General features: G+C 60.8%; 22 protein-coding genes and 1 pseudogene. 14 read left to right on the top strand and 9 right to left on the bottom strand.

From position 1 onward, the window contains the following. Positions 1 to 82: 82 nt before the first annotated feature. Positions 83 to 2377 (top strand): FdhF/YdeP family oxidoreductase, encoded by a 2295-nt coding sequence (locus tag EFQ99_RS24845; RefSeq protein WP_126923876.1) that lies wholly within the window; start codon positions 83 to 85, stop codon positions 2375 to 2377. Further along, on the top strand, positions 2374 to 2667 hold the full coding sequence (locus tag EFQ99_RS24840; RefSeq protein ID WP_126923875.1) for a hypothetical protein: 294 nt from the start codon (positions 2374 to 2376) through the stop codon (positions 2665 to 2667). Before EFQ99_RS24845 ends, EFQ99_RS24840 begins: the two co-directional genes overlap by 4 nt. Positions 2668 to 2685: 18 nt before the next feature. On the opposite strand, the gene EFQ99_RS24835 is transcribed toward EFQ99_RS24840, so the two are convergent. The 6 genes from EFQ99_RS24835 to EFQ99_RS24810 form a co-directional block, all read right to left on the bottom strand. Then, complete coding sequence (locus EFQ99_RS24835; RefSeq protein WP_126923874.1) at positions 2686 to 3684, bottom strand: AraC family transcriptional regulator; 999 nt, start codon at positions 3682 to 3684, stop codon at positions 2686 to 2688. A gap of 1136 nt (positions 3685 to 4820) precedes the next feature. Further along, positions 4821 to 5900: a quaternary amine ABC transporter ATP-binding protein gene (locus EFQ99_RS24830; RefSeq protein ID WP_126923873.1), complete on the bottom strand. Its 1080-nt coding sequence runs from the start codon at positions 5898 to 5900 to the stop codon at positions 4821 to 4823. Continuing rightward, entirely contained in the window at positions 5893 to 6780 is an 888-nt protein-coding gene (locus EFQ99_RS24825; RefSeq protein ID WP_126923872.1) for an ABC transporter permease, read from the bottom strand. The genes EFQ99_RS24830 and EFQ99_RS24825 overlap by 8 nt, the downstream gene beginning before the upstream one ends. Positions 6781 to 6873: 93 nt before the next feature. Further along, positions 6874 to 7875 (bottom strand): ABC transporter substrate-binding protein, encoded by a 1002-nt coding sequence (locus EFQ99_RS24820; RefSeq protein ID WP_126923871.1) that lies wholly within the window; start codon positions 7873 to 7875, stop codon positions 6874 to 6876. 67 nt (positions 7876 to 7942) lie between these two features. Further along, positions 7943 to 8737 carry a pyrroline-5-carboxylate reductase family protein gene (locus EFQ99_RS24815; protein ID WP_126923870.1) on the bottom strand — a complete coding sequence of 265 codons (795 nt, stop codon included), beginning with the start codon at positions 8735 to 8737 and terminating at the stop codon, positions 7943 to 7945. 10 nt (positions 8738 to 8747) lie between these two features. Beyond that, the gene (locus EFQ99_RS24810) at positions 8748 to 9377 is read right to left on the bottom strand and encodes a TetR/AcrR family transcriptional regulator (protein ID WP_126923869.1); all 630 of its coding nucleotides are present in this window, start codon (positions 9375 to 9377) and stop codon (positions 8748 to 8750) included. A 146-nt stretch (positions 9378 to 9523) separates the two neighbouring features. Here EFQ99_RS24810 and EFQ99_RS24805 point away from each other — a divergent pair, with 146 nt between their 5' ends. The 10 genes and pseudogenes from EFQ99_RS24805 to EFQ99_RS24760 all read left to right on the top strand — a co-directional run bounded on the left by EFQ99_RS24805 (position 9524) and on the right by EFQ99_RS24760 (position 18811). Continuing rightward, positions 9524 to 11560, top strand: a complete 2037-nt coding sequence (locus EFQ99_RS24805; RefSeq protein ID WP_126923868.1) for an NADH:flavin oxidoreductase — start codon at positions 9524 to 9526, stop codon at positions 11558 to 11560. A 47-nt stretch (positions 11561 to 11607) separates the two neighbouring features. Next, a complete protein-coding gene (locus tag EFQ99_RS24800) occupies positions 11608 to 12210 on the top strand; it encodes a dimethylsulfoniopropionate lyase (RefSeq protein ID WP_126923867.1) in 603 nt (200 codons plus the stop codon). A 33-nt stretch (positions 12211 to 12243) separates the two neighbouring features. Then, positions 12244 to 12993 carry an electron transfer flavoprotein subunit beta/FixA family protein gene (locus EFQ99_RS24795; protein WP_126923866.1) on the top strand — a complete coding sequence of 250 codons (750 nt, stop codon included), beginning with the start codon at positions 12244 to 12246 and terminating at the stop codon, positions 12991 to 12993. A gap of 26 nt (positions 12994 to 13019) precedes the next feature. Then, the gene (locus EFQ99_RS24790; protein ID WP_126923865.1) at positions 13020 to 13949 is read left to right on the top strand and encodes an electron transfer flavoprotein subunit alpha/FixB family protein; all 930 of its coding nucleotides are present in this window, start codon (positions 13020 to 13022) and stop codon (positions 13947 to 13949) included. Positions 13950 to 13964: 15 nt separating this feature from the next. Then, the gene (locus EFQ99_RS24785) at positions 13965 to 14657 is read left to right on the top strand and encodes a dimethylsulfonioproprionate lyase family protein (protein ID WP_126923864.1); all 693 of its coding nucleotides are present in this window, start codon (positions 13965 to 13967) and stop codon (positions 14655 to 14657) included. A gap of 69 nt (positions 14658 to 14726) precedes the next feature. Next, entirely contained in the window at positions 14727 to 15854 is a 1128-nt protein-coding gene (locus EFQ99_RS24780; protein ID WP_126923863.1) for an S-(hydroxymethyl)glutathione dehydrogenase/class III alcohol dehydrogenase, read from the top strand. A 3-nt stretch (positions 15855 to 15857) separates the two neighbouring features. Next, positions 15858 to 16700: an S-formylglutathione hydrolase gene (fghA, locus tag EFQ99_RS24775; protein ID WP_126923862.1), complete on the top strand. Its 843-nt coding sequence runs from the start codon at positions 15858 to 15860 to the stop codon at positions 16698 to 16700. Positions 16701 to 16754: 54 nt separating this feature from the next. Beyond that, positions 16755 to 17327, top strand: a complete 573-nt coding sequence (gene gfa / locus EFQ99_RS24770; protein WP_126923861.1) for an S-(hydroxymethyl)glutathione synthase — start codon at positions 16755 to 16757, stop codon at positions 17325 to 17327. 225 nt (positions 17328 to 17552) lie between these two features. Continuing rightward, positions 17553 to 17660: pseudogene (locus EFQ99_RS24765) on the top strand (proline racemase family protein); the annotation flags it as partial. A gap of 140 nt (positions 17661 to 17800) precedes the next feature. Next, positions 17801 to 18811 carry a GlxA family transcriptional regulator gene (locus EFQ99_RS24760; RefSeq protein WP_126923860.1) on the top strand — a complete coding sequence of 337 codons (1011 nt, stop codon included), beginning with the start codon at positions 17801 to 17803 and terminating at the stop codon, positions 18809 to 18811. A gap of 30 nt (positions 18812 to 18841) precedes the next feature. On the opposite strand, the gene EFQ99_RS24755 is transcribed toward EFQ99_RS24760, so the two are convergent. Next, on the bottom strand, positions 18842 to 19930 hold the full coding sequence (locus EFQ99_RS24755; protein ID WP_126923859.1) for an FAD-binding oxidoreductase: 1089 nt from the start codon (positions 19928 to 19930) through the stop codon (positions 18842 to 18844). Then, positions 19920 to 21173 carry an aromatic ring-hydroxylating oxygenase subunit alpha gene (locus EFQ99_RS24750; protein ID WP_126923858.1) on the bottom strand — a complete coding sequence of 418 codons (1254 nt, stop codon included), beginning with the start codon at positions 21171 to 21173 and terminating at the stop codon, positions 19920 to 19922. Before EFQ99_RS24750 ends, EFQ99_RS24755 begins: the two co-directional genes overlap by 11 nt. Positions 21174 to 21282: 109 nt before the next feature. Here EFQ99_RS24750 and EFQ99_RS24745 point away from each other — a divergent pair, with 109 nt between their 5' ends. Next, on the top strand, positions 21283 to 22170 hold the full coding sequence (locus tag EFQ99_RS24745; protein WP_126923857.1) for a LysR substrate-binding domain-containing protein: 888 nt from the start codon (positions 21283 to 21285) through the stop codon (positions 22168 to 22170). An 80-nt stretch (positions 22171 to 22250) separates the two neighbouring features. On the opposite strand, the gene EFQ99_RS24740 is transcribed toward EFQ99_RS24745, so the two are convergent. Then, positions 22251 to 24248: a putative bifunctional diguanylate cyclase/phosphodiesterase gene (locus tag EFQ99_RS24740; protein WP_126923856.1), complete on the bottom strand. Its 1998-nt coding sequence runs from the start codon at positions 24246 to 24248 to the stop codon at positions 22251 to 22253. A gap of 179 nt (positions 24249 to 24427) precedes the next feature. Here EFQ99_RS24740 and EFQ99_RS24735 point away from each other — a divergent pair, with 179 nt between their 5' ends. Next, positions 24428 to 25465, top strand: coding sequence for a class I SAM-dependent methyltransferase (locus EFQ99_RS24735; protein ID WP_126923855.1), 1038 nt, complete (start codon positions 24428 to 24430; stop codon positions 25463 to 25465). The last annotated feature ends 369 nt before the right edge of the window (positions 25466 to 25834 follow it).

The raw sequence follows: 25834 nt of genomic DNA, 5'->3' as shown, positions 1-25834 counted from the left end.
TTGCACTTATCGATAGATTTTTTCTATCGAACCATCGTTCCTGCGGTCTTGATGTTTTCCGCGCTTCGACAATACAGGGCGGATGGACACGAAATTCATTGGCAAGAAATCGGCGGCGGCCGGCGGTTGGGGCGCGTTGAAGAGCTGCGGCAAGCAGTTGCTTCAAAGCGGCATGCCCATATCAGGGGCGCGAACCATGCTGAAGGCGAACCAGCCGGATGGCTTCGATTGCCCTGGCTGCGCCTGGGGCGATCCCGAACATGGGTCGTCGTTCGAGTTCTGCGAGAACGGCGTGAAGGCCGTCGCCTGGGAGGCGACGGAGAAGCGGGCAACGCCTGCCTTCTTCGCAGCCAACACGGTGTCCGAGCTTCGTCAGCTGTCGGATTACGAGCTGGAACTCAATGGTCGCCTCACGCATCCGATGCGTTATGACGGGGCGAGCGACCGTTACCTGCCGGTTTCGTGGGAGGATGCCTTTGCCGAGATCGGCGGCATCCTGAAAGGCCTCGACAATCCCAACCGGGCGGAGTTTTACACCTCGGGCCGGGCGAGCAACGAGGCCGCCTTCCTCTATCAGCTGTTCGTGCGCATCTACGGCACCAATAATTTTCCCGATTGCTCCAACATGTGCCATGAGGCGAGCGGCATTGCCATGAAGCAGGCAGTCGGCGTCGGCAAGGGCACCGTGCTCCTGGAGGATTTCGAGGAGGCCGACGCGATCTTCGTGATCGGCCAGAACCCGGGCACAAACCATCCGAGAATGCTCGGCGACCTGCGCCGTGCGGCGATCCGCGGCGCGCGCGTCGTCGTCTTCAATCCCATCCGCGAGCGCGGCCTGGAGCGCTTCTCCGACCCGCAGGACAAGATCGAGATGATGCGCGGCGGTTCGACCGACATCGCCAGCCATTATCTGCAACCGCAGCTCGGCGGTGATATGGCCGCGGTGCGGGGCATGGCGAAGGCCGTCTTGGCCGCCGAAGATGCGGCTGTCGCAGCCGGCCTGCCTGATGTTCTCGACCATGCATTCCTCGCCGAGCATTGCGCGGGTTTTCAGGGGTATTGCGCCGCGGTCGAGGCGACCAGCTGGGCCGCGATAGAGGACCAGTCGGGGCTGAGCCGCGAGGAGATCGAACGGGCGGCCGAAGTCTATATCAAGGCCGAACGGGTGATCTGCACTTGGGCGATGGGCGTCACCCAGCATCTGCATTCGGTCGCGACGATCCGCGAGATCGCCAACTTCATGTTCCTGCGCGGCAATATCGGTAAGAAGGGCGCGGGCCTCTGCCCGGTTCGCGGCCATTCCAACGTGCAGGGCGACCGCACCGTCGGCATCAACGAACAGCCGTCGGAGGATTTCCTCGATGCGCTCGAGAAGCACTTCCGTTTTGCCGTTCCTCGCGAACATGGCCACAACGTGCTTGCCGCGATCGGAGCGATGCTCGATGGCTCGGCCGAGGCCTTCATCGGGCTCGGAGGCAATTTCGCGCGCGCCACGCCGGACAGCGCGCTCGTCGAAAAGGCGCTTCGGCGGCTGAAGCTGACGGTTCACATCGCGACCAAGCCCAACCATTCGCATCTCATGCCCGGCGGGGCGTCTTTCATTCTGCCATGCCTGGGACGCACCGAGATGGATCGCGGCGCGGCCGGCGGCTCGCAGCTGGTGAGCGTCGAGGATTCGATGAGCATGGTGCATGGCTCCGCCGGCATCAATCGTCCGGCTTCGCCGCATCTTCTCTCGGAGGTCGCCATCATCGCCGGCATGGCGGAAGCGACAGTCGGCTCGGCTGTGGTCGACTGGGCGGAGCTCGCCGGCGACTACGACCGCATCCGCGATCACATCGAGGCGACGATTCCAGGCTTCGAAAACTATAACAAGCGTCTGCGCAAGCCGCGCGGCTTCCATCTGCGCAACGCGGCCGCCCATCGGGAGTGGGAAACGCCGGCGGGCAAGGCATCGTTCTCCGCCGGACCGCTGCCCGAGGAGACGGTGCATCAGCGCGCGCGCAAGGGCGAGGGGCGTTTTGCCCTGCAGACGTTCCGGTCGCACGATCAGTACAATACGACAGTCTACGGCCTCGACGACCGGTATCGCGGCGTCTACGGCGAGCGGCAGGTCATCTTCATCCACCCCGCCGACCTGAAGGCGATGAAGGCCGAGGCAGGTGAGCGGGTCGATGTGATCGGCGAACATGATGACGGCATCGAGCGCATCGCGCGGGATTTTCGCTTCGTGCCCTATGACATACCAAGGGGCAGCATCGCGGGTTATTACCCCGAGCTGAACGTGCTCGTGCCGCTTGGCAGCGCCGGCATGGAAAGCGATACGCCCACCTCCAAATCGATCATGGTGTCCTTCCGCCGGCGAAACGCCGCGTGAGCGAAGAGCTCTCCGACGCCGATCGGTTTCTCGCTCTCGTCGCTGCGGCGCAGGAGAGGGATGCCGGGCTGACATCCATACAAGCCGGTCTCCTCGTCGCCGCAGAACTCGGAATTGCAAGCGACAGCCGCTCATTCGCCCGCCTGCTGGGGATTGCGCATTCCCTGGTGCTGCGCGAACTCAATGCGCTGGCGGAACGTGAAGGCGTGCTCGAGATCGTCAAGCGGGATGCGAGGACGATGAGAGTGCACTATGCGCTGCCGCTCGGAAAGACGCTGTCTCCATCGTGATAGGGACAGCTGTGGCCCTTATTTCCGGCCCACCCGTTTGCGGGTGTCGGAAGGATATTCCCCGTATGTCGACTTGTAGACGGCAGAAAACCGGCCGAAATGAAAGAAGCCCCATTTGAGACAGATCGCTTTCATGGTCTCCGTGCTCGCGGGATCGAGCAGGTCCTGGCGTGCGGCGCGCAGGCGAAGCGTCAGTAGATAGACGGCTGGAGACGTTCCCCGGAAGGCGCGAAAGCCGGTTTCGAGCGCGCGGCTGGATACGCCGGCGGCTTCGGCGACCTTCGGCATGGTAATTGGCTGATCGATATTGGCGTGCATGAATTCGATCGCCTTGCGCACATGCCGGGGTGCGATCAGGGCGGGTCCATTGTCCAGGAAATGCGATAACCGGTGAGGCAGCAGGCGCACCACCAGATCGGCCAGCGCCTGGGTCATATGCGCCATGGCGATCGGCGATTGCAGCAGGGGGCCGTCGTCACGCATGCCCGACATGATCGTTTCCGTCAGGTTGCCAATCGTTTGGCCGACCGGTGTAGACAGATCCAGTTCGGGCAGCAGGTCGAGAGAGCCGCTGAACGGTATTTCGAACGTTTGGCCGATGGTCTGGAGGATGACGGACCAATTGATCAGCAATTCGTCGATGACGTTCGACTGGCCGTGCATGATGACGCTGTCAGGCTCGAAATTGTTATAAAGAAGCAATTTTCCTTGTCCGGCCTCGGCGATACGGTCCCCATAGGTCACCGCCATGCCGCCGCTGCGCGGCACCACAAAGGACAAATACTCCGCCGTATCGACAGTCGGCTCGATATTGAACTGAAACTCCGCCTCGTGATAACCGGTGAGCATGACCGCGCTATTACTCGCGGAAATATCAAGCCCCCAATGGAAGTTCTGAGTACGGCCGATAGGCGCGGCATCAAATGCACCAAAAGCGCCTCCCAGGGTTTCGACCATATTGTCGAAGGACGAACCGCGAAATCGAAACGCGAATTGCGAAGTGTTGCTTTCTGACATGCTGCTCCCATAGTTGAATGCGCGCGCCGACTTACCCCTCTCGACCGCCCACAGATATCGGCTCGGCGCTTAGGCCGAATCTACTGATGTACGTCCCTCTTTTTGCATCGCGCGTTACCCCGGCTCATTGTTCTCCGTCGGCCCAGCGCTCCGGCAGGGCGCCTAGTGGACGACGGCAGATGGGGATATTAGCCGATCAAAGCCCGAAGTGCAGCAGGTCAGGGTTGAGTCGGCGGATTTTGACGCCAGGGTGCCGCGATCACTCAAAATCGCTCATCGCACCTTAGGTCTTTGATTCTCTGTATATCGTGATCGCAAAACCGCCGTTCCTCAAGTGACATGCAGAATGTCGGAAACGCGGGAAAGTTGATCAAGGCTCAGGCGGAATTTTTATCGAGAAGATCGACCCGCTAAATGCCTTGCCGATAGTCCCTTCCCGGTGGGATTTTCTCCCGGCGAGGCGGCGGGAAATGACCGAGATCGAGGCGATTGGGGAGGCGCGGGCGGCTGATTTCGACGCGGTCTCGGGATGAAACGATCGCGCTCGATCGAAGATATTTATCTCTGTTCACCGGGAGAGGCTCAAGCGCGGCATCGGCGGGGCGCGGTTGCCTGCCGAAGGTTCTAGTGGACCGCTGAGAGGGCCTTCGGCAGGCAGACAGGCAAGCATACGCACGGGATGAAGTGCGTATGGATGTAGTCCCTTCCATCCCATTGGGGTGACTGATGGTCGGGCTTTGCTTCGGGACCGCTGACCATCATGGCCTTGGTCGAAAATCATCTTATTGTTTCGCCGCCATGGGGCAATTGTCGCGTCGCGATATTGTCGGCCGATCTGTGTTTCGTGACGCAGACCGGATCGATCCTGCGCAATATGTACATTCGAGTACACCCGTGAAGCTTTTTGCTCCGGGCGACTGACTTGTGCAAACCGGATAGAGATCTTGAACGACTCGTTCCAGGCGAAAGAAGAGTCCATTTCAGGCTCGGCGACGGGAGCGCCTGCGCCATCATAATTCCAAGGCGCCGCTACCCCATGGCTTGGCGGGTGAGCGGGATGTGGCGCATGAATTCAAAGCGACAATGCCCGCAGCGCGTCCGAAAAGACGCGCTGCGGGCATTGCGGTGGAGTTGCTTCAGAGCGCGACCGAAAGAGGACTATCGTGCCGGGCTGCCGTCTCGTGCGAGTTCACCATCGCGCTTGCAAGCTGGCGGAAGGTAACGAGGCCCAGCACATCCCCGGACGGGGAAACCACCTTGGCATTGCCTTCCGGCGCAGATGCCATCATCCGGACGGCCTCTTCGACGGTCGTTCCCGCCGCAATCGCCAGTCCAACCGGTGCGGCACCCGCGTGCAATGGCGTCATGACGGCTTCGACATGGATGACTCGGCCGCGATTGACCTCCTTGACGAAGTTGGCGATGTAATCGTCCGCCGGACGCAGGACGATATCCTGGCTGGTGCCCTGCTGGATAACTTCGCCGTCGCGCAGGATCGCAATCTGGTCGCCGAGGCGAAGCGCCTCGTCGAGATCGTGGGTGATGAAGACGATCGTCTTCTTGATCTCCTTCTGGATATCGAGAAGGACCGTCTGCATATCCGTGCGGATCAAAGGGTCGAGCGCCGAATAGGCCTCGTCCATCAGGAGAACGGGAGCATCGTTGGAAAGTGCCCGCGCCAGGCCGACGCGCTGCTGCATGCCGCCGGAAAGCTGGTTCGGATATTTCTGTTCGAAACCCTTGAGCCCCACCCGCTCGATCCAGCCCATGGCGATATCGACGGCTTTCGCACGTTCCATGCCCTGCACTTCGAGACCGAAGATGGTGTTGTCGAGTACGTTTCGGTGCGGAAGCAGCGCGAATTTCTGGAACACCATCGCCGTCTGCTGACGGCGAAAGGTTCGCAACTCGGTCTCGTTCATCTTCACGACATCGACGCCGTCGACCAGCACTTCGCCCGATGTCGGATCGATCAGACGATTGATGTGACGGATGAGGGTCGATTTGCCCGATCCGGACAGGCCCATGATGACCTGGATGCGGCCGGAGGGGATCTCGACATTGATATCCCTGAGGCCGAGCACATGGCCGTGTTTTGCGTTGAGCTCGGTCTTCGTCAGGCCTTTCTGAACTGCGTCGACAAAAGCGGCGGGGGTGGGGCCGAAGATCTTGTAGAGATTGCGGATCTTGATGCCGCCGAAACGATGCTCAGCCATGGACGGTCTCCCGATGCCTCTGGAGCCTTTTGCCATATGCCTGGCTGACCCGGTCGAAGATGATGGCGATGCCGACGATGGCAAGACCGTTGAAAATGCCAAGCGTGAAATACTGGTTGGCGATCGCCTTCAGCACCGGCTGGCCAAGGCCCTGGACGCCGATCATGGAGGCGATGACCACCATGGCGAGCGCCATCATGATCGTCTGGTTGATGCCGGCCATGATGGTGGGAAGGGCGAGCGGCAGTTGCACCTTGAAGAGCTTCTGCGATTTCGACGTCCCGAAGGCGTCGGCCGCCTCAAGCACGTCCTTGTCGACCAGACGGATGCCGAGATCGGTCAGGCGGATCATCGGCGGAATGGCGTAGATGACGACGGCGATCAGCCCCGGCACCTTGCCGATGCCGAGCAGCATGACGACTGGAATGAGATAGACGAAGCTCGGCATCGTCTGCATGACGTCGAGGATCGGATTGACCACGCGCTGCAGCCGATCGGAGCGCGCCATCAGGATGCCGATCGGAATGCCGATGGCGATGGAGAGAACCGTGCAGACGAAGATCATCGAGACCGTCCGCATCGTATCGTCCCACATGTCGAAGTAGCCGATCAGCAGCAATGTCACGAGACAGCCACCGACGATCTTCAGGCTGCGGCTCCCCAACCAGGCAATCACCAGGATGATCAAGGTGATGATCGGCCACGGCGTCTGCGTCATGAAACGTTCGGCGGCGATAAGGAAATGCTGCAGCGGCGTGAAGAGGCTTTCGATGCCGTCGCCATAGGCGCGGGTAAAGGCACGAAAACCGTCATCGATCGCCTTCTTCAGATTGCGAAGCGCGTCGTCGTTCATGTGCGGGAATTTATAAAACCATTCCATTCGGTTCCCCTTTTCTTCAAAGAGCCGTGGCAGTCTTTTTGATTTTATCGGCAGCGAGAAGCGGTGCGCTTTTCGCGCACCGCAATATTTGCTTTAGAGGGCAGCTTCGATCTTCTTGGCTGCTTCCGGCGAGACCCACTTGGTCCAGATGTCCTTGTTTTCTCCAAGGAAGTGCTTGGCGCCGTCTTCGCCGGTTGCCTGGTTGTCGGTCATCCACGACATCAGCTTGTTGACCGTGTCGTTGCTCCAGGAGCGCTTCTTCAGGTAGTCCATGACCTCAGGTCCGACCTTTTCCGAGAAGGGCTTGGCGACCAGGGTGACGACGTGGTCGACCGGCCATGCAGCGGCCTTGGGATCGGGGCAATCGGCGACGGTGATGCAACGCTTCCATTCAGCGGCATCTTCCGGCACGCCGGCTTCGAGCTTGACCATCTGATACTTGCCGAGCAGCGCCGTCGGCGCCCAGTAATAGCCGACCCAGCCTTCCTTGCGTTCGTAAGCCTTGGCGATCGAACCGTCGAGACCGGCAGCCGAGCCGGTATCGACGAGGGTGAAGCCCGCCTTTTGGGCATCAAACGCCTTGTAGAGCTGCGAGGTGACGACGGTGCCGCCCCAGCCCTGCGGGCCGTTCACGATGGCGCCCTTCTTCGAATCCTCGGGATCCGGGAAGAGGTCCGGATGCTTCAGCACATCGCCGATGGTCTTGATATCGGGATGGGCGTCGGCGAGGTATTTCGGGATCCACCAGCCCTGCACGCCGCCATCCGGCAGCGGCGAGCCGACCTGAACGATGCGGCCTTCTTCCGTGCCCTTCTTGACGACGTCAGGCAGCAGGTCGATCCAGGCTTCGGGCGCGATGTCAGGCTGGCCCTTTTCGGCCATGGAGGTGATGGTCGGGACGGTGTCGCCAACAGTGATATCGGCGCTGCAGCCGTAACCTTCGTTCAGGATGAACTTGTCCAGGTTGGAGAGAACTTCGGCGCTCTGCCAGTTCATGCTGGCGATGGTGACGCTGCCGCATTCGGCGGCGCTGGCGAATGACGCGCCGCCGATCAGGCCGAACGTCAAACATGTCGATGCAAGTAGTTTCTTCATTCTCGTTCCCTCTGCTTAGCGGCTTGTGTTGTCGAACGGGGCGCCGCAGAACCCGTTCCAACGGTTGTCAGGAGGCTTCTCCCATACTTACCGATTTCTTGAATGCCGCCGACAGGCCATCGGCGACCGAAGCCTCGAACCCGGCGGCGCGCATATTTTCTATGGCTGTCGCGGTGGTGCCGCGATAGTCGAGAAAGGCTTGAACGACGTCATCAGGACATTCGTCGCGCCGTTCCAGCAGGCGGCCGGCGCCCGATATCACCGTGTTGACGGCGCGGCGCGCGACCTCGGCCGGCAGTCCATGGGCGACGGCGTCGCGCATCATGGCAGCCGCAAGCAGCGCCGGGAATGCCGGTCCGGATCCGCTAAGGCCCGTGAGGTAATCGATATCGCTTTCCCTTGCGACCTCGTCCTGAGTTCCGCAGGTCTCGAAGATGGTGCGGACGATGGCCCGGTCCTCTTCCGTGATACCGCTCGCGCCGATCCAGGGCGTATAGGATTTCGCCACTTCGGCAGCGGCATTCGGCAGGGCGCGGACGACGCGGCTGGTCTTGTGGCGTTCGCAAAGGGCGGTCACGCGGATGCCGGCCATGACCGAGATGACAAGCTTGCCGGAGGCATCGACTGCAAGGGGACGCCAGTCATCGGGACGGACGGAGAGAAGGATCACATCCGAGCGGTTGGCAAGCTCCTGACTGTCGGCGGTCCAGAAGGCGTTCGGGAAGCGCGACGGCCGCTCCCTGCGATAGGAGAGCGCGAGATTTTGAGGATCGACCAGTCCGGAATCGAGGATCGAGCCGGCGATGGCCCCACCGAGCCAGCCGCCACCGCCAATAATGCCGATCCTCAAGGAAACGCTCATCTCGGTTCCTCTAGCCGGGCCTATAGCCATGCCGGGCGAAGAAGCGATCGAGCTCCCTCTGCTGCGGCACTTCGCCCGTGTAAATCGCGATATATTCCGGAATCCGTTTCATGCGGATGGCGAGTTCCTCCATCGACTGCATGGAGATGTAGCCGATCTGGACGAGATAAGTTGTCCGTGCTCTGACATCTGATGTCGTTTCTGGTAACCCGAACCGCATAAACATGCGTTTGAGCGCTTCCAGCCGGATCCGATCGGCCTGCTGAACCTCGGCCAGAAGCTCGTCCGACTGCAGCGCCCAGCTGCGCACGGCAAACTCGAACTTGGCATCGAAGAGATCGGTGTTCAGCCAGCAGTCGAAAACGTTGAGCATCGCCTCGGCAAGCGATTCCGCGTAAGCTTCCGACTGTTTGACGATGTTGCCGGTGTTTTTGTCACGCCATCGCGCCACGAGTGCGCTCAACAGCTCCTCCCGATCCTTGAAGAACCAGTAGAAGCTCGTTCGCGAGAGATTGAGCTTCTTCGCCAGTGGCAAAATCTTCACCGAATCCACGCCGGAATCCAGAAGGGAGTGGTAGGCTGCTTCCAGCCATCCCTCCTGCGATCCGCGCCAGCCGGTATCGTTCAAAGACTGATCCATGCGTTATCTCCTATCAAATTCCGAGGCTCGGCACAAGAAAAATGTACATCAGTGTCGAATATGACGACCTGACTGTTTTCATCGTTGACACGTATGTACATTGTGCTTAGCGTCCGCCTTGATGTTTTAATCCGGAACCGCAGCCCATGTCGAATGATCCTCTCCTGCAGCCCTACCAGCTCAAGCATCTGACGCTGCGTAACCGAATCATCGTGACCTCTCACGAGCCGGCCTATCCCGAAGACGGCATGCCGAAGGAGAAGTATCGGGCCTATACGGTGGAGCGGGCAAAGGGTGGCGTGGCCTTGACGATGACGGCGGGCTCGGCAGCCGTTTCCAGGGACAGTCCGCCTGTCTTCAACAACCTGCTCGCCTACAAGGACGAGATCGTGCCCTGGATCAGGCAAATGACCGACGCCGTGCACGAAGAGGGTGCGGCGATCATGATCCAGCTGACGCATCTCGGCCGGCGCACCCGCTGGGACAAGGGCGATTGGCTGCCGGTCGTCGCCCCTTCGCATCACCGCGAAGCCTCGCACCGCGCCTTTCCGAAGAAGCTGGAAGATTGGGACATCGAGCGCATCATCAAGGATTTCGCCGATGCGGCCGAACGGATGAAGGCGGGCGGCATGGATGGTATCGAGCTGGAGGCCTACGGCCACCTGATCGACCAGTTCGCGTCTCCGCTGACCAACGAGCTCGATGGCCCCTATGGCGGCGCGCTCGAAAACCGCCTGCGCTTCTGTTTCGATGTGTTCAAGGCGATCCGCCAGAGGGTGGGGGACGAGTTCATTCTCGGCGTGCGCTATACGGCGGACGAATGTCTGCCCGGCGGCAACGGGCAGGCCGAAGGCATAGAGATTTCCAAGCGGCTGCGCGATAGCGGCCTTATCGACTATCTGAACGTCATTCGCGGCCACATCGACACCGACGCGGGCCTGACCGACGTCATTCCGATCCAGGGCATGGCGAACTCTCCGCACCTGGATTTTGCCGGAGAAATCCGCGCCGCGACCAACTTCCCGACCTTCCATGCGGCAAAGATTCCTGACGTCGCCACCGCGCGCCACGCGATCGCGGCCGGCAAGGTCGACATGGTCGGCATGACCCGCGCCCACATGACCGACCCGCATATCGTCCGCAAGATCATCGAGAAACGCGAGGAGGATATCCGCCCCTGCGTTGGCGCCAACTATTGCCTCGACCGCATCTATCAGGGCGGGGCAGCCTATTGCATCCACAATGCCGCCACCGGTCGCGAGCTGACTATGCCGCATATCCTGGCCAAGGCCGACCACAGGAAAAAGGTGGTCATCGTCGGCGCCGGCCCGGCCGGTCTCGAAGCGGCGCGTGTCGCCGGGGAACGTGGCCACGAGGTCGTCGTGTTCGAAGCGGCGAACAATCCGGGCGGCCAGATCCGCCTCACCGCCCAGAGCGAGCGCCGCAGGGAAATGATCAGCATTATCGACTGGCGCATGAGCCAGTGCGAAAAATATGGCGTCACCTTCCACTTCAACACCTGGGCCGAAGCTGCCACGATCGAGGCCGAGAAGCCTGATGTCGTCATTATCGCCACCGGCGGCTTGCCGCATACAGAAGTGCTCACCAGCGGCAATGAGCTGGTAGTCTCGTCATGGGACATCATCTCCGGCGATGTGAAGCCTGGAAGCAACGTGCTGATCTTCGACGATGCCGGGGACCATACCGGCCTTCAGGCAGCCGAATTCCTCGCCAAGGCGGGCGCCAAGGTCGAGATCATGACGCCGGACCGCTCCTTCGCGCCCGAGGTCATGGCCATGAACCTGGTGCCCTATATGCGTTCGCTCCAGAAGTACGACGTGACCTTTACCGTCACTTATCGCCTGGAATCCGTCGAGAAGAGCGGCAACCAGCTCGTCGCCCATGTCGGCAGCGATTACGGCGGGATTGCCCGGGAGCACAGCTACGACCAGATCGTCGTCAATCACGGGACCATCCCGCTCGACGAACTCTATTTCGAGCTGAAGCCCAGTTCCAGCAATCTCGGCGAGGTCTCGCATGACGAGCTCCTTTCGGGAAAACCCCAGTCCGTCGTTCGCAATCCGGAGGGGCGGTTCCAGTTGTTCCGCATCGGCGATGCCGTCGCTGCGCGCAATACGCATGCCGCCATTTATGACGCTCTGCGCATCGCAAAGGATCTATGATCGCAGAATCAGCCGGGTCGCCGGTCGATCGTCACGGGAGGGATGAGATGAGTTTACGCAATGAAAGCCTCCAGCATTTTCTGGAGGCGGCTTCCCTGGCTTTCGGTCAGTTCGCCAAGGCCGGCGAAGCCCGCCGCTCGATCGGTCAGATCTTTGCGGCGCTGGAGCGTCCCGGCGCCGCGCGAGCAGGAGAAGGAGGCCGGTTGCCCGTCTGCGCTCACCTCGATATGGCGCTCTCGGTCGATACGTCCTATGCTTCGCTGGCGGGGTTGATCGAAGGGTTCAAAGGCATCGAGCCAATGCTTGAATGGCATCGGCGCACCAAGTATGACCACACGGCCAGCGACAATTTCGTCGATGGGCATGCCAATGCCATCATCATTGGCCCGGGTGGATTGGAGGAGCGAAGCGACCTGTGGCTCGGCGTGACGTTGATGGCGCCTCGCGTGCGCTATCCCGACCACGACCACGCGCCGGAGGAAGTCTATCTCGTGCTTTCCGAGGGAGAGTTTCGACAAGGGGAGGGGGACTGGTTTTCGCCTGGAATCGGCGGATCGTTCTACAATATTCCCGGAATCAAACATGCCATGAGATCGGTTGGTACACCGCTCTTCGCCTTCTGGGCACTGCTTGCCGAACGGCCGCACTGACGGCGGCCATTGAAGATATAAAGAGGTTCGCAAATGAAGATTCTCGTGCCCGTCAAAAGGGTTGTCGACTACAACGTGAAGATCCGGGTGCGTCCGGACGGCACGGGTGTTGAGCTTGCCAATGTGAAGATGTCGATGAACCCGTTCGACGAGATCTCGGTGGAAGAGGCGTTGCGGCTGAAGGAAGCCGGCAAGGCCGAGGAAGTGGTGGTGGTGTCGATCGGCCCGGCCAAGGCCGAGGAGACGCTGAGGACCGCCCTTGCCATGGGCGCCGACCGGGCGATCCTGGTTGAGACCGACGATCAGGTCGAGCCGCTGGCCGTCGCCAAGATCCTCAAGGGTGTGGCCGAGGCCGAGCAGCCGGGCCTCGTCATCGTCGGCAAGCAGGCGATCGACGACGATTCCAACCAGACCGGCCAGATGCTGGCGGCCCTGCTGGGTTCTGCCCAGGCAACCTTCGCCTCGAAGATCGAGATCGACGATGGCAAGGCGACTGTCACCCGCGAGGTTGACGGCGGCCTGCAGACGATCGAGGTCAAGCTGCCGGCGGTGGTCACATCGGATCTGCGGCTGAACGAACCGCGGTATGCCTCGCTGCCGAACATCATGAAGGCCAAGAAGAAGCCGCTCGACAAGAAGGCGCCTGCCGACTTCGGCGTCGATACGACGCCGCGGCTGAAGGTGCTGAAGACCGAGGAGCCGAGTGGCCGCAAGGCCGGCGTCAAGGTCAAGTCGGTCGCCGAACTGGTCGACAAGCTCAAGAACGAAGCCGGCGTGCTCTAATCGGGTTGGAACAGGAGTAAATTACCATGACCATTCTTCTTCTGGCCGACCACGACAATCAGAGCCTCTCCGATCAGACCGGCAAGGCGCTGACGGCGGCAACCCAGATCGGCGGCGACGTGCATGTGCTGGTCGCCGGCAAGGGCGCCCAGGCTGCGGCCGATGCGGCGGCAAAACTTGCCGGCGTCTCCAAGGTGCTGCTGGCCGAAAGCGACGAGCTTGCCAACAATCTCGCCGAACCGCTTTCCGACCTGATCGTCTCGCTTGCGGGTTCCTATGACACGATCATCTCGGCTGCGACCTCGGTCGGCAAGAACGTGCTGCCGCGCGTGGCTGCCCTGCTCGACGTCGCCCAGGTCTCCGAGATAACGGAAGTCATCTCCGCCGATACCTTCAAGCGGCCGATCTATGCCGGCAACGCCATCCAGACGGTGCAGTCGACAGATGCCAAGAAGGTCATCACCGTGCGCACCGCCTCCTTCGCCTCCGCCCCGACAAACGGCTCGGCAGCCGTCGAGGCGATCCCGGCGATCTCGGATCCGGGCCTGTCGCGCTTCGTCTCCGATGCGCTGTCGGCTTCCGATCGTCCGGAACTGACCTCGGCGAAGATCATCATCTCGGGTGGCCGGGCGCTCGGCTCTGCCGAGAAGTTCAGGCAAGTCATCCTGCCGGTTGCCGACAAGCTCGGCGCTGCCGTCGGCGCAAGCCGTGCGGCCGTCGATGCCGGTTATGCCCCGAACGACTGGCAGGTCGGCCAGACCGGCAAGGTGGTGGCGCCGCAGCTCTATATCGCCTGCGGCATTTCGGGCGCCATCCAGCATCTGGCCGGCATGAAGGATAGTAAGGTGATCGTCGCCATCAACAAGGACGAGGAGGCGCCGATCTTCCAGGTCGCCGACTACGGCCTCGTCGCCGATCTCTTCGACATCCTGCCGGAACTCGAAAAGGCGCTCTGAGCGGGGAGACCGAACGTGGCGCGCGCGGTGGGACGTCCAATCAAGCCTGGTGCCGACCTTCTTCTCAACGACGACGAGAAGCCGGCATATATACGGCTGCACGACATAGGCAGGGAAAGGCGGCCCCGGCCGCTGCAGGAATTCCTCAACGACGTCGGCGGGCTGATGCTGTCGGCGGAGGCTCCAGCTGTGGCCAGTTTCGTTGCGGGCAAGGTCCTCCAGAGGCTGCTCAAAACAGGAAAGGTGCGCCCGGAGAGCGGGCCTCTTCCCGGTGTGCCCGAAGGGCTAGACGACGCTGTCCGCCATCTCGCAAAGTCGGGACGGAAATACGAGGCGATCGCCAGCCAGTTCCAGAGTCTCGCCGATAAGCTGCTCTGGAGACGCGGCCGCTCCGGGCCTTTTGCAAGCCTGAATTTCGGCAACACGCACTCGCACGCGGTCGTGGTCGGCCCCGGCGGCATGGAGGAACGCGCCGACCTCAGGGTCGGGGCGATCTATATGGATCGCTACACCCGGTTTCCCGACCACGTACAGACGCAGCCGCGCGCCTTCATCCTGCTTTCGCCGGCAGAAATCTGCCTTGGCGATTCCCAATGGTTTTCTGCCGCTACTGGCACAGTCTTCGCAAACGATGCCGGGCAATCCTTCGCGATAAGATGCACGGCCCAGCCGCTTCTGGCGGTCTGGTGCCAGATCGAGCCGGGATAACCGAGCCGAGCCAGATCGTTTATCCGCATACGCAGCCACTGAATTCAATTTAATTGGAGGGATTATCAAATGGACGTTCGCGCCGCTGTTGCCGTTCAGGCCGGCAAACCGCTCGAAGTGATGACCGTGCAGCTCGACGGCCCGAAGGCCGGCGAAGTGCTGGTCGAGGTCAAGGCGACCGGCATCTGCCACACCGACGATTTCACCCTGTCGGGCGCCGATCCGGAAGGCCTCTTCCCCGCCATTCTCGGCCATGAGGGTGCGGGCATCGTCGTCGACGTCGGCCCGGGCGTGACTTCTGTCAAGAAGGGCGACCACGTCATTCCGCTTTACACGCCGGAATGCCGCGAGTGCTATTCCTGCACGTCACGCAAAACCAATCTCTGCACGTCGATCCGCGCGACCCAGGGTCAGGGCGTAATGCCGGATGGCACCTCGCGCTTTTCGATCGGCAAGGACAAGATCCATCACTATATGGGCTGCTCAACCTTCGCCAATTACACGGTGCTGCCCGAAATCGCGCTGGCCAAGATCAACCCCGACGCGCCCTTCGACAAGGTCTGCTACATCGGCTGCGGCGTGACGACAGGCATCGGCGCCGTCATCAACACGGCCAAGGTGGAAATCGGCGCCACGGCGATCGTCTTCGGCCTCGGCGGCATCGGTCTGAACGTCATTCAGGGCCTGCGCCTTGCCGGCGCCGACATGATCATCGGCGTCGACATCAACCCGGATCGCAAGGCTTGGGGCGAGAAGTTCGGCATGACGCATTTCGTCAATCCGAAAGACGTCGGCGACGACATCGTTCCCTATCTGGTCAACATGACCAAGCGCAATGGCGACCTGATCGGCGGCGCCGACTACACCTTCGACTGCACCGGCAATACCAAGGTGATGCGCCAGGCGCTCGAAGCCAGCCATCGCGGCTGGGGCAAATCTGTTATCATCGGCGTTGCCGGCGCGGGCCAGGAAATCTCGACCCGTCCGTTCCAGCTCGTCACCGGGCGCAACTGGATGGGCACGGCCTTCGGCGGCGCGCGCGGCCGCACCGATGTTCCGAAGATCGTCGACTGGTACATGCAGGGCAAGATCCAGATCGATCCGATGATCACCCACACCATGCCGCTCGAAGACATCAACAAGGGCTTCGACCTGATGCACAAGGGAGAAAGCATCCGCGGCGTGGTCGTGTATTAAGCGATGAAGACGATCTCGACCGATAAGTCCCACGGTGGCACTCAGGGCGTCTACGTCAGCCGCTCCGAGGCCTGCGATTGCGACATGACCTTCGGGGTGTTCGTGCCGCCGCAGGCCGCCCAGGGTAATTGCCCGGTGCTGTGGTATCTGTCGGGTCTGACATGCACGCATGCCAATGTCATGGACAAGGGCGAGTATCGGCGGCTTGCCGCCGAACTCGGTCTCGTCATCATTTGCCCGGATACCAGCCCTCGCGGGGACCATGTTCCCGATGAAGCGGACAACTGGCAGTTCGGCAAGGGCGCCGGCTTTTACGTCGACGCCACCCAGCCGCCCTATGCAGCCAATTATCGCATGTACAGCTATATCGTCGACGAGCTGCCGAAGCTCATTGCAGCCGAATTCCCGGTCGATATGGACCGCCAGGGGATCTTCGGCCACTCGATGGGCGGGCACGGCGCGATCACGATCGCGCTCAAGAACCCGGACCGCTTCAGGAGCTGCTCAGCCTTCGCGCCGATCAGTCATCCCTCCGTCTCCGGCTGGTCAAAGCCGGCATTCCGGAAATATCTCGGCCCCGACGAGAAGACCTGGCGGGCCTATGACGCCTGCTCGCTGATCGAAGACGGACATCGTTTCCCGGAACTGCTCGTCGACCAGGGGACGGCGGATTCTTTCCTGGAGGATGGATTGCGTCCCGGCGAGCTCAAGCAGGCTTGCGAGGCGGCTGACATCAACCTCAAGCTTCGTATGCAGGAAGGCTACGGCCATTCCTACTTCTTCATTTCGACATTCATGGAGGACCATCTGCGCTGGCACGCGCAGAGGCTGGGAGATCGGAAATAACGCAGAGCTCGGCCGGGCATAACGCAAACGGCCAGGGAGGAAGGGAGTGAAGCAATGACCAGCATAGCCATTCATCCGGCAGTGGATTCAGGCTTTCGAGCGACTGACGCTGCTTTCGCGGGCGGGACGCTCGTGTGCAAATGCGCGAGCAATCCGGTCAAGGTCAGGATTAAGGGTGACATCGCCCACAACCACGCCTGCGGCTGCACCAAGTGCTGGAAGCCCGAGGGCGCCGTCTTTTCGGTCGTGGCGGTGGCGCCGACCGAAAGCGTCGAGGTGCTCGAGAACGGCGACAAGCTCGCCGTCGTCGATCCCGCTGCGCTGATCCAGCGCCATGCCTGCAAGCAGTGCGGCGTGCATATGTATGGCCCGGTCGAGCGCGAACATCCGTTCCAGGGGTTGTCCTTCGTTCATCCCGAGCGTTTCCAGGAAAGCGGCTGGGCAAAGCCGACTTTTGCGGCCTTCGTATCGTCGATCATCGAAAGCGGCTTCGATCCCACCAAGATGGATGCCGTCAGGGCGCAACTGAAATCATCGGGCCTCGAACCCTATGATTGCCTATCGCCCGGTTTGATGGACTATATGGCAACCTGGACGGCCAAGAAGAGCGGCGTCCTGGCCGCCTGATCCCGGGCGGCCCACGCGGCGCCCCGAAAAATCAACCGCCATCAGCTCTTGCGTGGTGGCGGCGCGCCGGCTTGAGTGCCGCCAGACTTCCAACGCCTGATGACCGGCGTCGACCCGCCGGGAGCGCGGACGCCGGCTTTCTAACAGACCGTCAAAGATAATCCGCTGGAAAAACATCGCAATGGCCGACGCGGCAGGAATTGCGTGCAAGCTGCGAGGGTGATCTTTCGCAGCATTCGCCCGAGCATCGGAGGCTGGGCGCGCGTCATCAGTCACCACTCCATTTTTGTTGACGACCGCGATCCGCTAGCGCACGGTTTCCAGATTCGATAAGCGTGCTAGCAGGCTCAGCGCATCGGCCCGAAAATCGAAATCGCTTTCGGAAAGCAAGATGCGAGGATTGAAAAATGTTGCAGCGTCCCTTGCGCGTCCGAAAGACGCGCGGCGCCGCAGGAAGTGGCGGGGAGACAGATATGCGACCGGAGCAGCATCGGCAGGGAGACGGCGCCGGCAAGCCCGTCGCGCGGCTCAAGGTAGGGTTCGTTCTGTCGCGGTCGTTCACGCTGTCGGCCTTCGCGCTCTTCGTCGATACGCTGCGGCTTGCCAGCGATGAGCAGGATCGTTCCGGAAGGGTGCTTGCCGACTGGCAGGTGATCGGCAGCACACGGCATCTGATCACCTCGAGCTGCGGCGTCCAGGTCGCTCCGACCTCTGACTTCGTCGATCCCACGCGGTTCGACTATATCGCCGTCGTCGGCGGCCTTCTGACGGTGGAAAACCCCGTCGACCAGCAGACCATCGCCTTCCTCAAGCAGGCCGACGCCAAGAAGGTGCCGCTGATCGGCGTGTGCACCGGCACGTTTATTCTTGCCGCGGCGGGCCTGATGAAGCGGCATGAATCCTGCGTCAGCTGGCTGCATTACAAGGAGTTTCGCGAGCGCTTCCCCGATCTCAGCGTCCGCTCCGACCGGCTCTTCAATCTCGATCGCCAGCGCGGATCCTGCGCCGGCGGCAGCAGCTCCGCCGATATGGCGGCGCTGCTGGTCCGGAAATACATCAGCCGCGATGCCGAACGAAACGCGCTTGAAGTGCTACAGATCGAAAAGGCTCGCGCACCGGCCGACATTCAGCCGCGGCGTCCGCTGTATGACGATTATGACGATGCCCGCGTCAAGGCGGCGATGATCACCATGGAGCAGTTCGTCGATGGCAGCATGCCGATCGAGAAACTCGCCGCCATGGTCGGGCTATCCAGGCGGCAGCTGGAAAGAATCTTCATCGAGAAGACGGGCATGTCTCCGGCCAAGGCCTATAATCGCGTCCGCATGGAGCGGGCAAAATCGATCCTTGCCCAGTCGAAGGCTCCCCTGATCGAGATCGCGCTCGATGTCGGTTTCGAAAACGCCTCGCAGTTCACGAGGACGTTCAAACGCACATTCGGTCAGACGCCCTCGCAGCACCGCGCGGCTTCGAGAGCGCACTGAGCGGGAGGATCAAGGCGAAGTTGCCGTTACTCATCGCTCGATCACGAGATCGCTGAGCGGCTTGGAGCAGCAGGGCAGGAACAGGCCTGCGTCGATTTCCCTTTGGCGGATGCCGCCATTGTGGTTCATGTCGACCGTGCCCGACGTCAGCTTCGACTTGCAGGTGCCGCAGACACCGTTGGCGCAGGATGACGGTATCCTGACGCCTGCCTTCTTGGCGCAGGAGAGCACGCTCTGATCGCCCGATACCTCGATGCTGCGGGATTGCTTGGAGAAAGTGACCTGGAAAACCTTGGCCGCCGCTTCCTGAACTGCGGGGATATCAGGCTCGTCGATGACAGTGGCGTCGAAGCTTTCCTCCACATAGTGCGAATTGGGCACGCCGAGTTCCCCAGCGATGCGGCGCGCGGCAGCCATGAACGGAGCGGGGCCGCAGCACATCACCGTTCGATCGGCGATATCGGGAACTGCAAGCCTGAGGTAGTCCGGCGAAATACGGCCCGTGAGCCCCGGCCACGATGCTTCGCCGAGGACCGTCTCAGGAAGAAAATGCAGCCGAAGGCCTTTCAGCTTGCGGGCGATGCAGGCGAGCTCGTCGCGGAAAATCAGATCCTGCGGCGTGCGGGCGGCGTGCATGAAGACGACATTGGCTGGCTCACAGCTATCGGCGATCTCCCGCAGAATGGACATCACGGGCGTGATGCCGGAGCCGCCCGAGAGCAGCAGGAGCTTCTGACCCGTACCGGATCGCACGAAATGGCCGAGCGGGCCGTTCGCCTTGACTGATGCCCCCGCCACCAGCGTGTCGTGAAGCCAGTTGGAGATCTTGCCGCCGGGAACACGCTTCACCGTCACCGAGAAGGCGTTCGTGCGATGCGGCGAGGAGGAGATGCTGTAGCACCGGCTTTCGGCCTCTCCGTTGTGTTCGAGGTCGAACAGAAAATACTGTCCGGCCCGGAAGGCGAAGCGTTTGCCCTCGCGCGACGCGAAGGTGAAGGTCTTGACGTCATGCGTCTCCTGCTGGACGTCGAGACAGACGAGCGCGTCGTCTTCCTCGGGATTCCAGAACTCGGCAAGGGCGGCCTTTCCGGGCAATGCCTGCGGGCTCCTAGTATCCATGGGCGCGCATCCGGTCGATGTACCAGGCGGCGAACTTGTCGAGGTTCGTCTCGGAGAAGCGGGAATAAGGTCCTGGCTGATAAGCGGGATCGAGCGTGCCGGCATGCGAGCGGGCGACGAGATCGGCGTCCTGGTCCGTCGTCTGGATCCAGACATCCGTCAGCTTGTCGAGATCGTAATCGACCCCTTCGACGGCGTCCTTGTGCACCAGCCATTTGGTGCGGACAAGCGTCTTGCCCGCCGAAAGCGGAATGACGATTGCCACGACCGCATGGTCGCCCATGAAGTGGTTCCAGCTATTGTGGCCCCAGAGATGCGTGTCGCCGAGATCCTTGCGGGTCATATGCCCCAGCAGCTTGGAGGATGCGGCCGTGGCATCATGGGTCTGGGATTCGCCGGCGCCTGCGATGATCAATCGCTGGGTGCGGAAGTTCGTGGCGCAGTCGACCATTTGCTCGACGGCGGCCGAGGGAAAGCCCTCGGCTTCCCAGGTCTTGGTTCGCTCTTCATACAGTCTGAAATGCTCTTCGGCCTGTTCGCGATCCTCGGGGCTTAGCGTCTCGGGATCGAAGCCGAAATCGAGATCGACGAAGGAGACGCAGAGTTCCGGATGGTTCGCGGAGCAATGGTAGCACTCGCGATTGTTCTCCATCGTCAGCTTCCAGTTGCCGTCCTCGATGACGTCGACCTGGTGAGCGATCTTGGCGTTCCTGATATCGTAGGGCGCGAGGCGCTCCACCATGGTCTGATCGAGGACGTCGATGTCTTCCGGCGGATTGTCGGAGAGGCAGACATAGATCAGCCCGCCGATCGACTTGAAGGTGACCGGTTTGAGGCCCCGACAGTCCTTGTCGAATTCCCTACCCATGTGGGGAGCGTAGCTGAGCTCCCCCGTCAGCTCGTATGTCCAGGTGTGATAGGGACAGACGAGCTTCGAAACGATCGTCTTGCCCGGGTCGAGCAGGCGGGAGCCGCGATGGCGGCAGACATTGTGCAGGACGCGGATTTCGCCGTCGTCGTCACGCAGGAGGATCAAGCTCGTCTTGCCGATGTCGATCACCGTGGCGTCGCCGGGTTCGGGAACGTCACAGTCGAGGCCGACGCAGATCCAGTGCTTGTGGAAGAAGACGTCGATGTCAGCTTCGAACACATCTTCCCTGGTGTAAAGGCCGGCCGGCAGCGAATGGCCTTCCGAGCGGGAGTCCAGCAGCGCTGAAATGGAGGATGGAAGCCTGTTTAGCATGAGAACCTCTTATGTGAGAGTTTCCCCAGATTGCTCTTGCAGTTGCGGGCTTTCAACGGCATAAAAAATTACGCTCGCATAATATTTTATCATGCGAAGAGGGGTTGAGATGCAGTTTCGAAGACGGCTCCCGTCATTGACGGCGCTGGTGACGCTGGAGGCGGTGCTCAGAAGAAAAAGCTTCACGCTGGCAGCAGGCGAACTCGGCGTCACCCAGGCTGCGGTCAGCCGGCAGATCGCTGCTCTCGAGGAGGAACTCGGTCAGCCGCTGTTCCTGCGCAAGCATCGGGCGATCGAGCCGACGGCCGCCTGCGTCAGTCTCGGAGCCACACTCGCCAAGAGCTTTGCCGATATTGCCGAGAGCGTGGAAGCGATCCAGTCACGCGGCCAGGATGTGGTGACGATCGGGGCGACCGTCGCCTTCTCCTCCTTCTGGCTGCTGCCGCGTCTTGCCGAATTCCGCCGCGCCAATCCCGGCATTCTGGTGCGGGTGATCTCGCAGGACAGCCCGATTGCTCTCGACGACGGAGAGATCGACGTCGCCATCCGCTACGGCCTGCCTCCCTTCAGCGACGGAACCGTCATCGCCTCGCGCGGCGACGTCATCAGCCCCGTCTGCTCCCCCGACTATCTCAGGCGTCGAGGAGACGGACCGCTCGGCCCAGCCGACGAATTCATCGAAACCGATGTGCTCGACCGTTCCTGGTACAGCTGGTCGCAATGGTTTTCGCTGGCCGGCGCCAATATCGAGGTCAAGCCGTCGCTTCGCTTCAACCACTATACCGAAACCATCGCCGCCGCGCGCGCGGGCCAAGGGATCGCGCTCGGATGGCGCATGCTGATCGGCACTTTTCTAGAGGACGGAACCCTGGTGCAGGCCGACGGCGGCGAGCTTGCCGCCGAAGATCGCTACAACGTGATCGTGCCGATCAAGGCCAAGCGAAGCAATGCGCGAAATCTCGCCGCCGCCTGGCTGACGGCGTCACTGCACGGTTGACCGAAAGCCACAGACGTCATGCCCCCGCACACACCGATCATCGGCAGCGTGCTGAGCCATCTGAAAACCTTGAGGTCGAATTATGCCGCGTTCAGGAGTTCAGCGCTAACCGGCATTCCCATATGAAAGCCCTGGACGCGGTCGATGCGCAGATCCTTGAGAAGGGAAAATTGTGCAGCCGTTTCGACGCCTTCCACCAGGATCGTATTCCCACGATTGCGGATGAGAGCAATCATGTCCTGAAGCATCGTCAAACCGCGTGGGTTCGAGCAGTCGTGCAGGAAGGTTCTATCGACCTTGACCGTCTGAAACTCGATTGCCCTCAGCCAAGAGAGGCCCGCGAAGCCGCAGCCGAAGTCGTCAAGCCAGATCTCGACGCCGAGTGCCCGCAGATCGGCAATGCATTTGAGCACCTCCGACTGCATATCCATGTCCAGGCCCTCGGTGACTTCCAAGGCTAGCCGCGACCCGCCGACCCCGCAACGAGCAAGGATATCAGCGACACTGGCAGCAAAGCCGGGGGAACGTAGTTGTATTGGTGAGACGTTGACGCTGACGGTCGCCATGCGATCGGTCATCAATATGTCCCGGCATGCCGTCTCGATCGCCCACCTGCCCAATTCGAGGATGGCGCCACTTCGTTCGGCAACCGGAATGAATGTCTTCGGCGAAACCGCAGTGCCGTCCGGCATCCTGAGGCGCATCAAAGCCTCGACAGCTCTTGCTTTCTCGTTCGTCAGGTCGAAGATCGGCTGGTACACGAGCGAGACCAATTTGCGATCGATGGCGGCCGCCAGCAGCGGGACGAGTTTGCCAGCATAGTCGTCGGGGCGAGGCAACAACGGATCAAAACTACGAATGCAGTTTCGGCCACTTGCTTTGGCATTGTAGAGAGCGAGATCGGCCTCACGCACTATCCGTTCAACCTTTTCTCCAACTTTCTCGCGGGTGAAGGCGAGGCCGATGCTGACGGTTACGATCGACATATCATCTGGTCGCTCGTCGTGAGCAATCGCAAGAGACTCGACTTCCATTCTGATCTTCTCGGCAAGGTTCATCGCGACCTTGGGGAGGGCAGCCGGCATGACCACAATAAACTCCTCGCCACCATACCTGCCGATCATGCCATCGAACGACTCTACAACTGCCTTCAGTGCATTGGCGATGACAGTCAGACACCGGTCTCCTTCCTGATGTCCGTAGCGATCATTGAAGCGTTTGAAGAAGTCGACGTCGATGAGGAACACGGAGAAGTCGCGGCGTTCGTCTTTCCAAGCAGCCCAGCATTCGTCGAGTCGCCGATCCAGCGCGCGTCTGTTGCTTATGCCTGTCAGGTAGTCTGTATGTGAAAGCTCGAGCAGTGACCTTCCGCGCTCGGACGCTTCCCAGTGCTGGTGGCGAGCCTCCGCCGCGTTCAGCAACACGTTTCGACGCTCCACGTTCAATCGCCAATTGACGAAAGACGTGAAGACAAAGCACGAAATGTAGAACATCCCGAAGGCCAGCTTGTAGGTTTGGCTTGAAGGAAAAAATTCCTCGATCGTAACGAAAAATGCGCAGAGAACGAGGCTCGAGGTGATCACCGAAAGCCGAAACGGGAAACTGAAAAAGAGGTTGGCGCCCATCATGAAGATGGCGCCGAATATCATGTAGTACGACATGGCGATGACGTCGCGGGTGGCAATCGCCGGGTAAAGCCAGCCCATATAGCCCACTAGCAGTGCAGCGGCACATGTGATGTCAAGCCAGACGGTTTTCGCTTTTGCCAGGCGCAGGGTCTCGAATACCAGCAGAGCGATCGTTGCAACGACGAATCGCGCGGCAATCGTCACAGGCGCAACATCGGGGATCAGCCAACGGTCGGGAAGTGCGAAGGCCACATAGACGGCAACCGCGATCCAAAGACCACGCCGTGAGCTCCGCCTTCGGACAGCATCATTTTCAGTTTTCAGAGACTTCAGGGCCTCGGCGAATGAAAAGCTGGCGGTTGGTTCGTTGCGCTGGAAATTAGCGTAGGCCGCGATCATGCAACAACACCGGTCTGACAATGATCTAAAGTAAGCTGAAAAGTAAGCCATACTTCGGCGCCCTCCAAAATCACATTCGGCAACCTGCAACCGGTTCGTCTTATTGCTTAGCTTTGTTAGAGGGGTAGCATCGGACCCGCAAGAGTAGAAATACCCTTATCCCGTGTAGATTCTAGTCGCATCCTGTTTCGAGGTTGATTATGCTTAACGCTAGGTCAAGGGATCTCGAAATGGCACAAAACCTGGTCTTGGACGGTGAAAGTCTTGTTGCACCTGGCGAGATTCGTCGGGCGGCAAGGAGGGTTGCTGCCCCAGATCCCGGCCACCTTGTCGTTGCCAGAGCCGAGCTTGCCCTCAGCCTTGAGGTGTCGATCCGTCAGTTCAAGTCCGGCGTCGAGCCCAATGCGATAATCGAGCGTCTTACCGACGCCTTGCATCAGATGCGGCGGCGCTTTCATCCGGAGGTGTGGGACGCCATCGTTCCAATCGCGCAGTCTCATCCAGTTGCACACTATCTTCATCAAGATCCATTGACCCGCTGGTCGTTCGAAAAGCCGCGCGGCTATTCTGGCGACGCACGCCTTCTCGACTTCATCTACGGCAGACCTGAGATTGAAGACGCCGTCTCATCAGCGAGCAATTTGGGACGCTCGATCTACGCCTACACTCGAAATGCTTCGTCATCCCTAGCGGTAAGGGAGCGTCGAGACATTCTGGCTCGCCGCGTTGACGAAATCGCTTCGGCCCGGCCTGGTTTCACCGAAGTTCTCGCCATCGCGGCCGGGCATCTTCGTGAGGGGCCTTTGTCACGCGCTCTCGGCGCCGGGGCGATCAGCCGCTGGGTAGCTTTGGATCAAGACCCGATGAGCGTTGGGACCGTCGCCCGCGATTTCGCCGGCACATCCGTCCAGGCGATGAACGGTTCGGTCAAGTCTCTGATCGGTGGAAGACATGCGCTGGGAATGTTCGATTTCATCTATGCCGCGGGTCTCTATGACTATTTGCCGGACGCGGTAGCCGTAAAGTTGACCAAGAAGTGCGTCAGCATGCTGAAGCCCGGCGGCACATTCCTATTCGCCAATTTCTCTCCGGAGACGGACGTCGATGGCTATATGGAGACATTTATGAACTGGGCGCTGTTGTTGCGGTCAGAACGAGAGATGGGCTTGATCGCCAGTGAAAGCGCGAGTGAGGCGGATTTGAAGGTGTCTGTTTGGTCCGGCTCAAACCGCAGCATTGTCTACTGTGAAATTCAAAGGCCGCAGTAGGCCGCACGTCCGCTGACGACCGACCTGCGGGGTGCGCGCGCCCTGTTTTGAGAGTTAGGCACGGCGGCCTGCGAGAGCAGCGAGGACAGCCGAACCGGGCGGGTCCCCACGGCAATGACGATCAGCTTCTGGCCGTTCTTGCCGTCCTTGCGGGCGCTCGCATCGCTTTCCTAGGGCGTTGATTTTGCTGAAAGTTCTTGTAAGGTGGCATTGTCGCTTTGGGGGCGATGCCGCATGAGGTTGCCGGGGCGATCCCATTTTTCCGATCTCTACATGGTTACCAGCTCTGCCAATCCGGAAATAGTTCCGCTTTCAGGGCGACGATTCTGCATTTCCTTGCCTGATCTATGAATTTTATAAGCATATCCT

It is taken from the genome of Rhizobium vallis (assembly GCF_003985155.1).
GTDB classification, from domain to species: Bacteria; Pseudomonadota; Alphaproteobacteria; order Rhizobiales; family Rhizobiaceae; genus Rhizobium; species Rhizobium vallis.
Note: the sequence above shows the minus strand (reverse complement) of the source record. Positions and strands in the feature narration are given on the sequence as shown.

Bases quoted from the DNA above. Each gene is read 5' to 3' on its own strand.
- EFQ99_RS24845 (WP_126923876.1), top strand. From the start codon at position 83: ATGGACACGAAATTCATTGGCAAGAAATCGGCGGCGGCCGGCGGTTGG.
- EFQ99_RS24835 (WP_126923874.1), bottom strand. From the start codon at position 3,684: ATGTCAGAAAGCAACACTTCGCAATTCGCGTTTCGATTTCGCGGTTCG.
- EFQ99_RS24830 (WP_126923873.1), bottom strand. From the start codon at position 5,900: ATGGCTGAGCATCGTTTCGGCGGCATCAAGATCCGCAATCTCTACAAG.
- EFQ99_RS24825 (WP_126923872.1), bottom strand. From the start codon at position 6,780: ATGGAATGGTTTTATAAATTCCCGCACATGAACGACGACGCGCTTCGC.
- EFQ99_RS24820 (WP_126923871.1), bottom strand. From the start codon at position 7,875: ATGAAGAAACTACTTGCATCGACATGTTTGACGTTCGGCCTGATCGGC.
- EFQ99_RS24815 (WP_126923870.1), bottom strand. From the start codon at position 8,737: ATGAGCGTTTCCTTGAGGATCGGCATTATTGGCGGTGGCGGCTGGCTC.
- EFQ99_RS24810 (WP_126923869.1), bottom strand. From the start codon at position 9,377: ATGGATCAGTCTTTGAACGATACCGGCTGGCGCGGATCGCAGGAGGGA.
- EFQ99_RS24805 (WP_126923868.1), top strand. From the start codon at position 9,524: ATGTCGAATGATCCTCTCCTGCAGCCCTACCAGCTCAAGCATCTGACG.
- EFQ99_RS24800 (WP_126923867.1), top strand. From the start codon at position 11,608: ATGAGTTTACGCAATGAAAGCCTCCAGCATTTTCTGGAGGCGGCTTCC.
- EFQ99_RS24795 (WP_126923866.1), top strand. From the start codon at position 12,244: ATGAAGATTCTCGTGCCCGTCAAAAGGGTTGTCGACTACAACGTGAAG.
- EFQ99_RS24790 (WP_126923865.1), top strand. From the start codon at position 13,020: ATGACCATTCTTCTTCTGGCCGACCACGACAATCAGAGCCTCTCCGAT.
- EFQ99_RS24780 (WP_126923863.1), top strand. From the start codon at position 14,727: ATGGACGTTCGCGCCGCTGTTGCCGTTCAGGCCGGCAAACCGCTCGAA.
- fghA (WP_126923862.1), top strand. From the start codon at position 15,858: ATGAAGACGATCTCGACCGATAAGTCCCACGGTGGCACTCAGGGCGTC.
- gfa (WP_126923861.1), top strand. From the start codon at position 16,755: ATGACCAGCATAGCCATTCATCCGGCAGTGGATTCAGGCTTTCGAGCG.
- EFQ99_RS24760 (WP_126923860.1), top strand. From the start codon at position 17,801: ATGCGACCGGAGCAGCATCGGCAGGGAGACGGCGCCGGCAAGCCCGTC.
- EFQ99_RS24755 (WP_126923859.1), bottom strand. From the start codon at position 19,930: ATGGATACTAGGAGCCCGCAGGCATTGCCCGGAAAGGCCGCCCTTGCC.
- EFQ99_RS24750 (WP_126923858.1), bottom strand. From the start codon at position 21,173: ATGCTAAACAGGCTTCCATCCTCCATTTCAGCGCTGCTGGACTCCCGC.
- EFQ99_RS24745 (WP_126923857.1), top strand. From the start codon at position 21,283: ATGCAGTTTCGAAGACGGCTCCCGTCATTGACGGCGCTGGTGACGCTG.
- EFQ99_RS24740 (WP_126923856.1), bottom strand. From the start codon at position 24,248: ATGGCTTACTTTTCAGCTTACTTTAGATCATTGTCAGACCGGTGTTGT.
- EFQ99_RS24735 (WP_126923855.1), top strand. From the start codon at position 24,428: ATGGCACAAAACCTGGTCTTGGACGGTGAAAGTCTTGTTGCACCTGGC.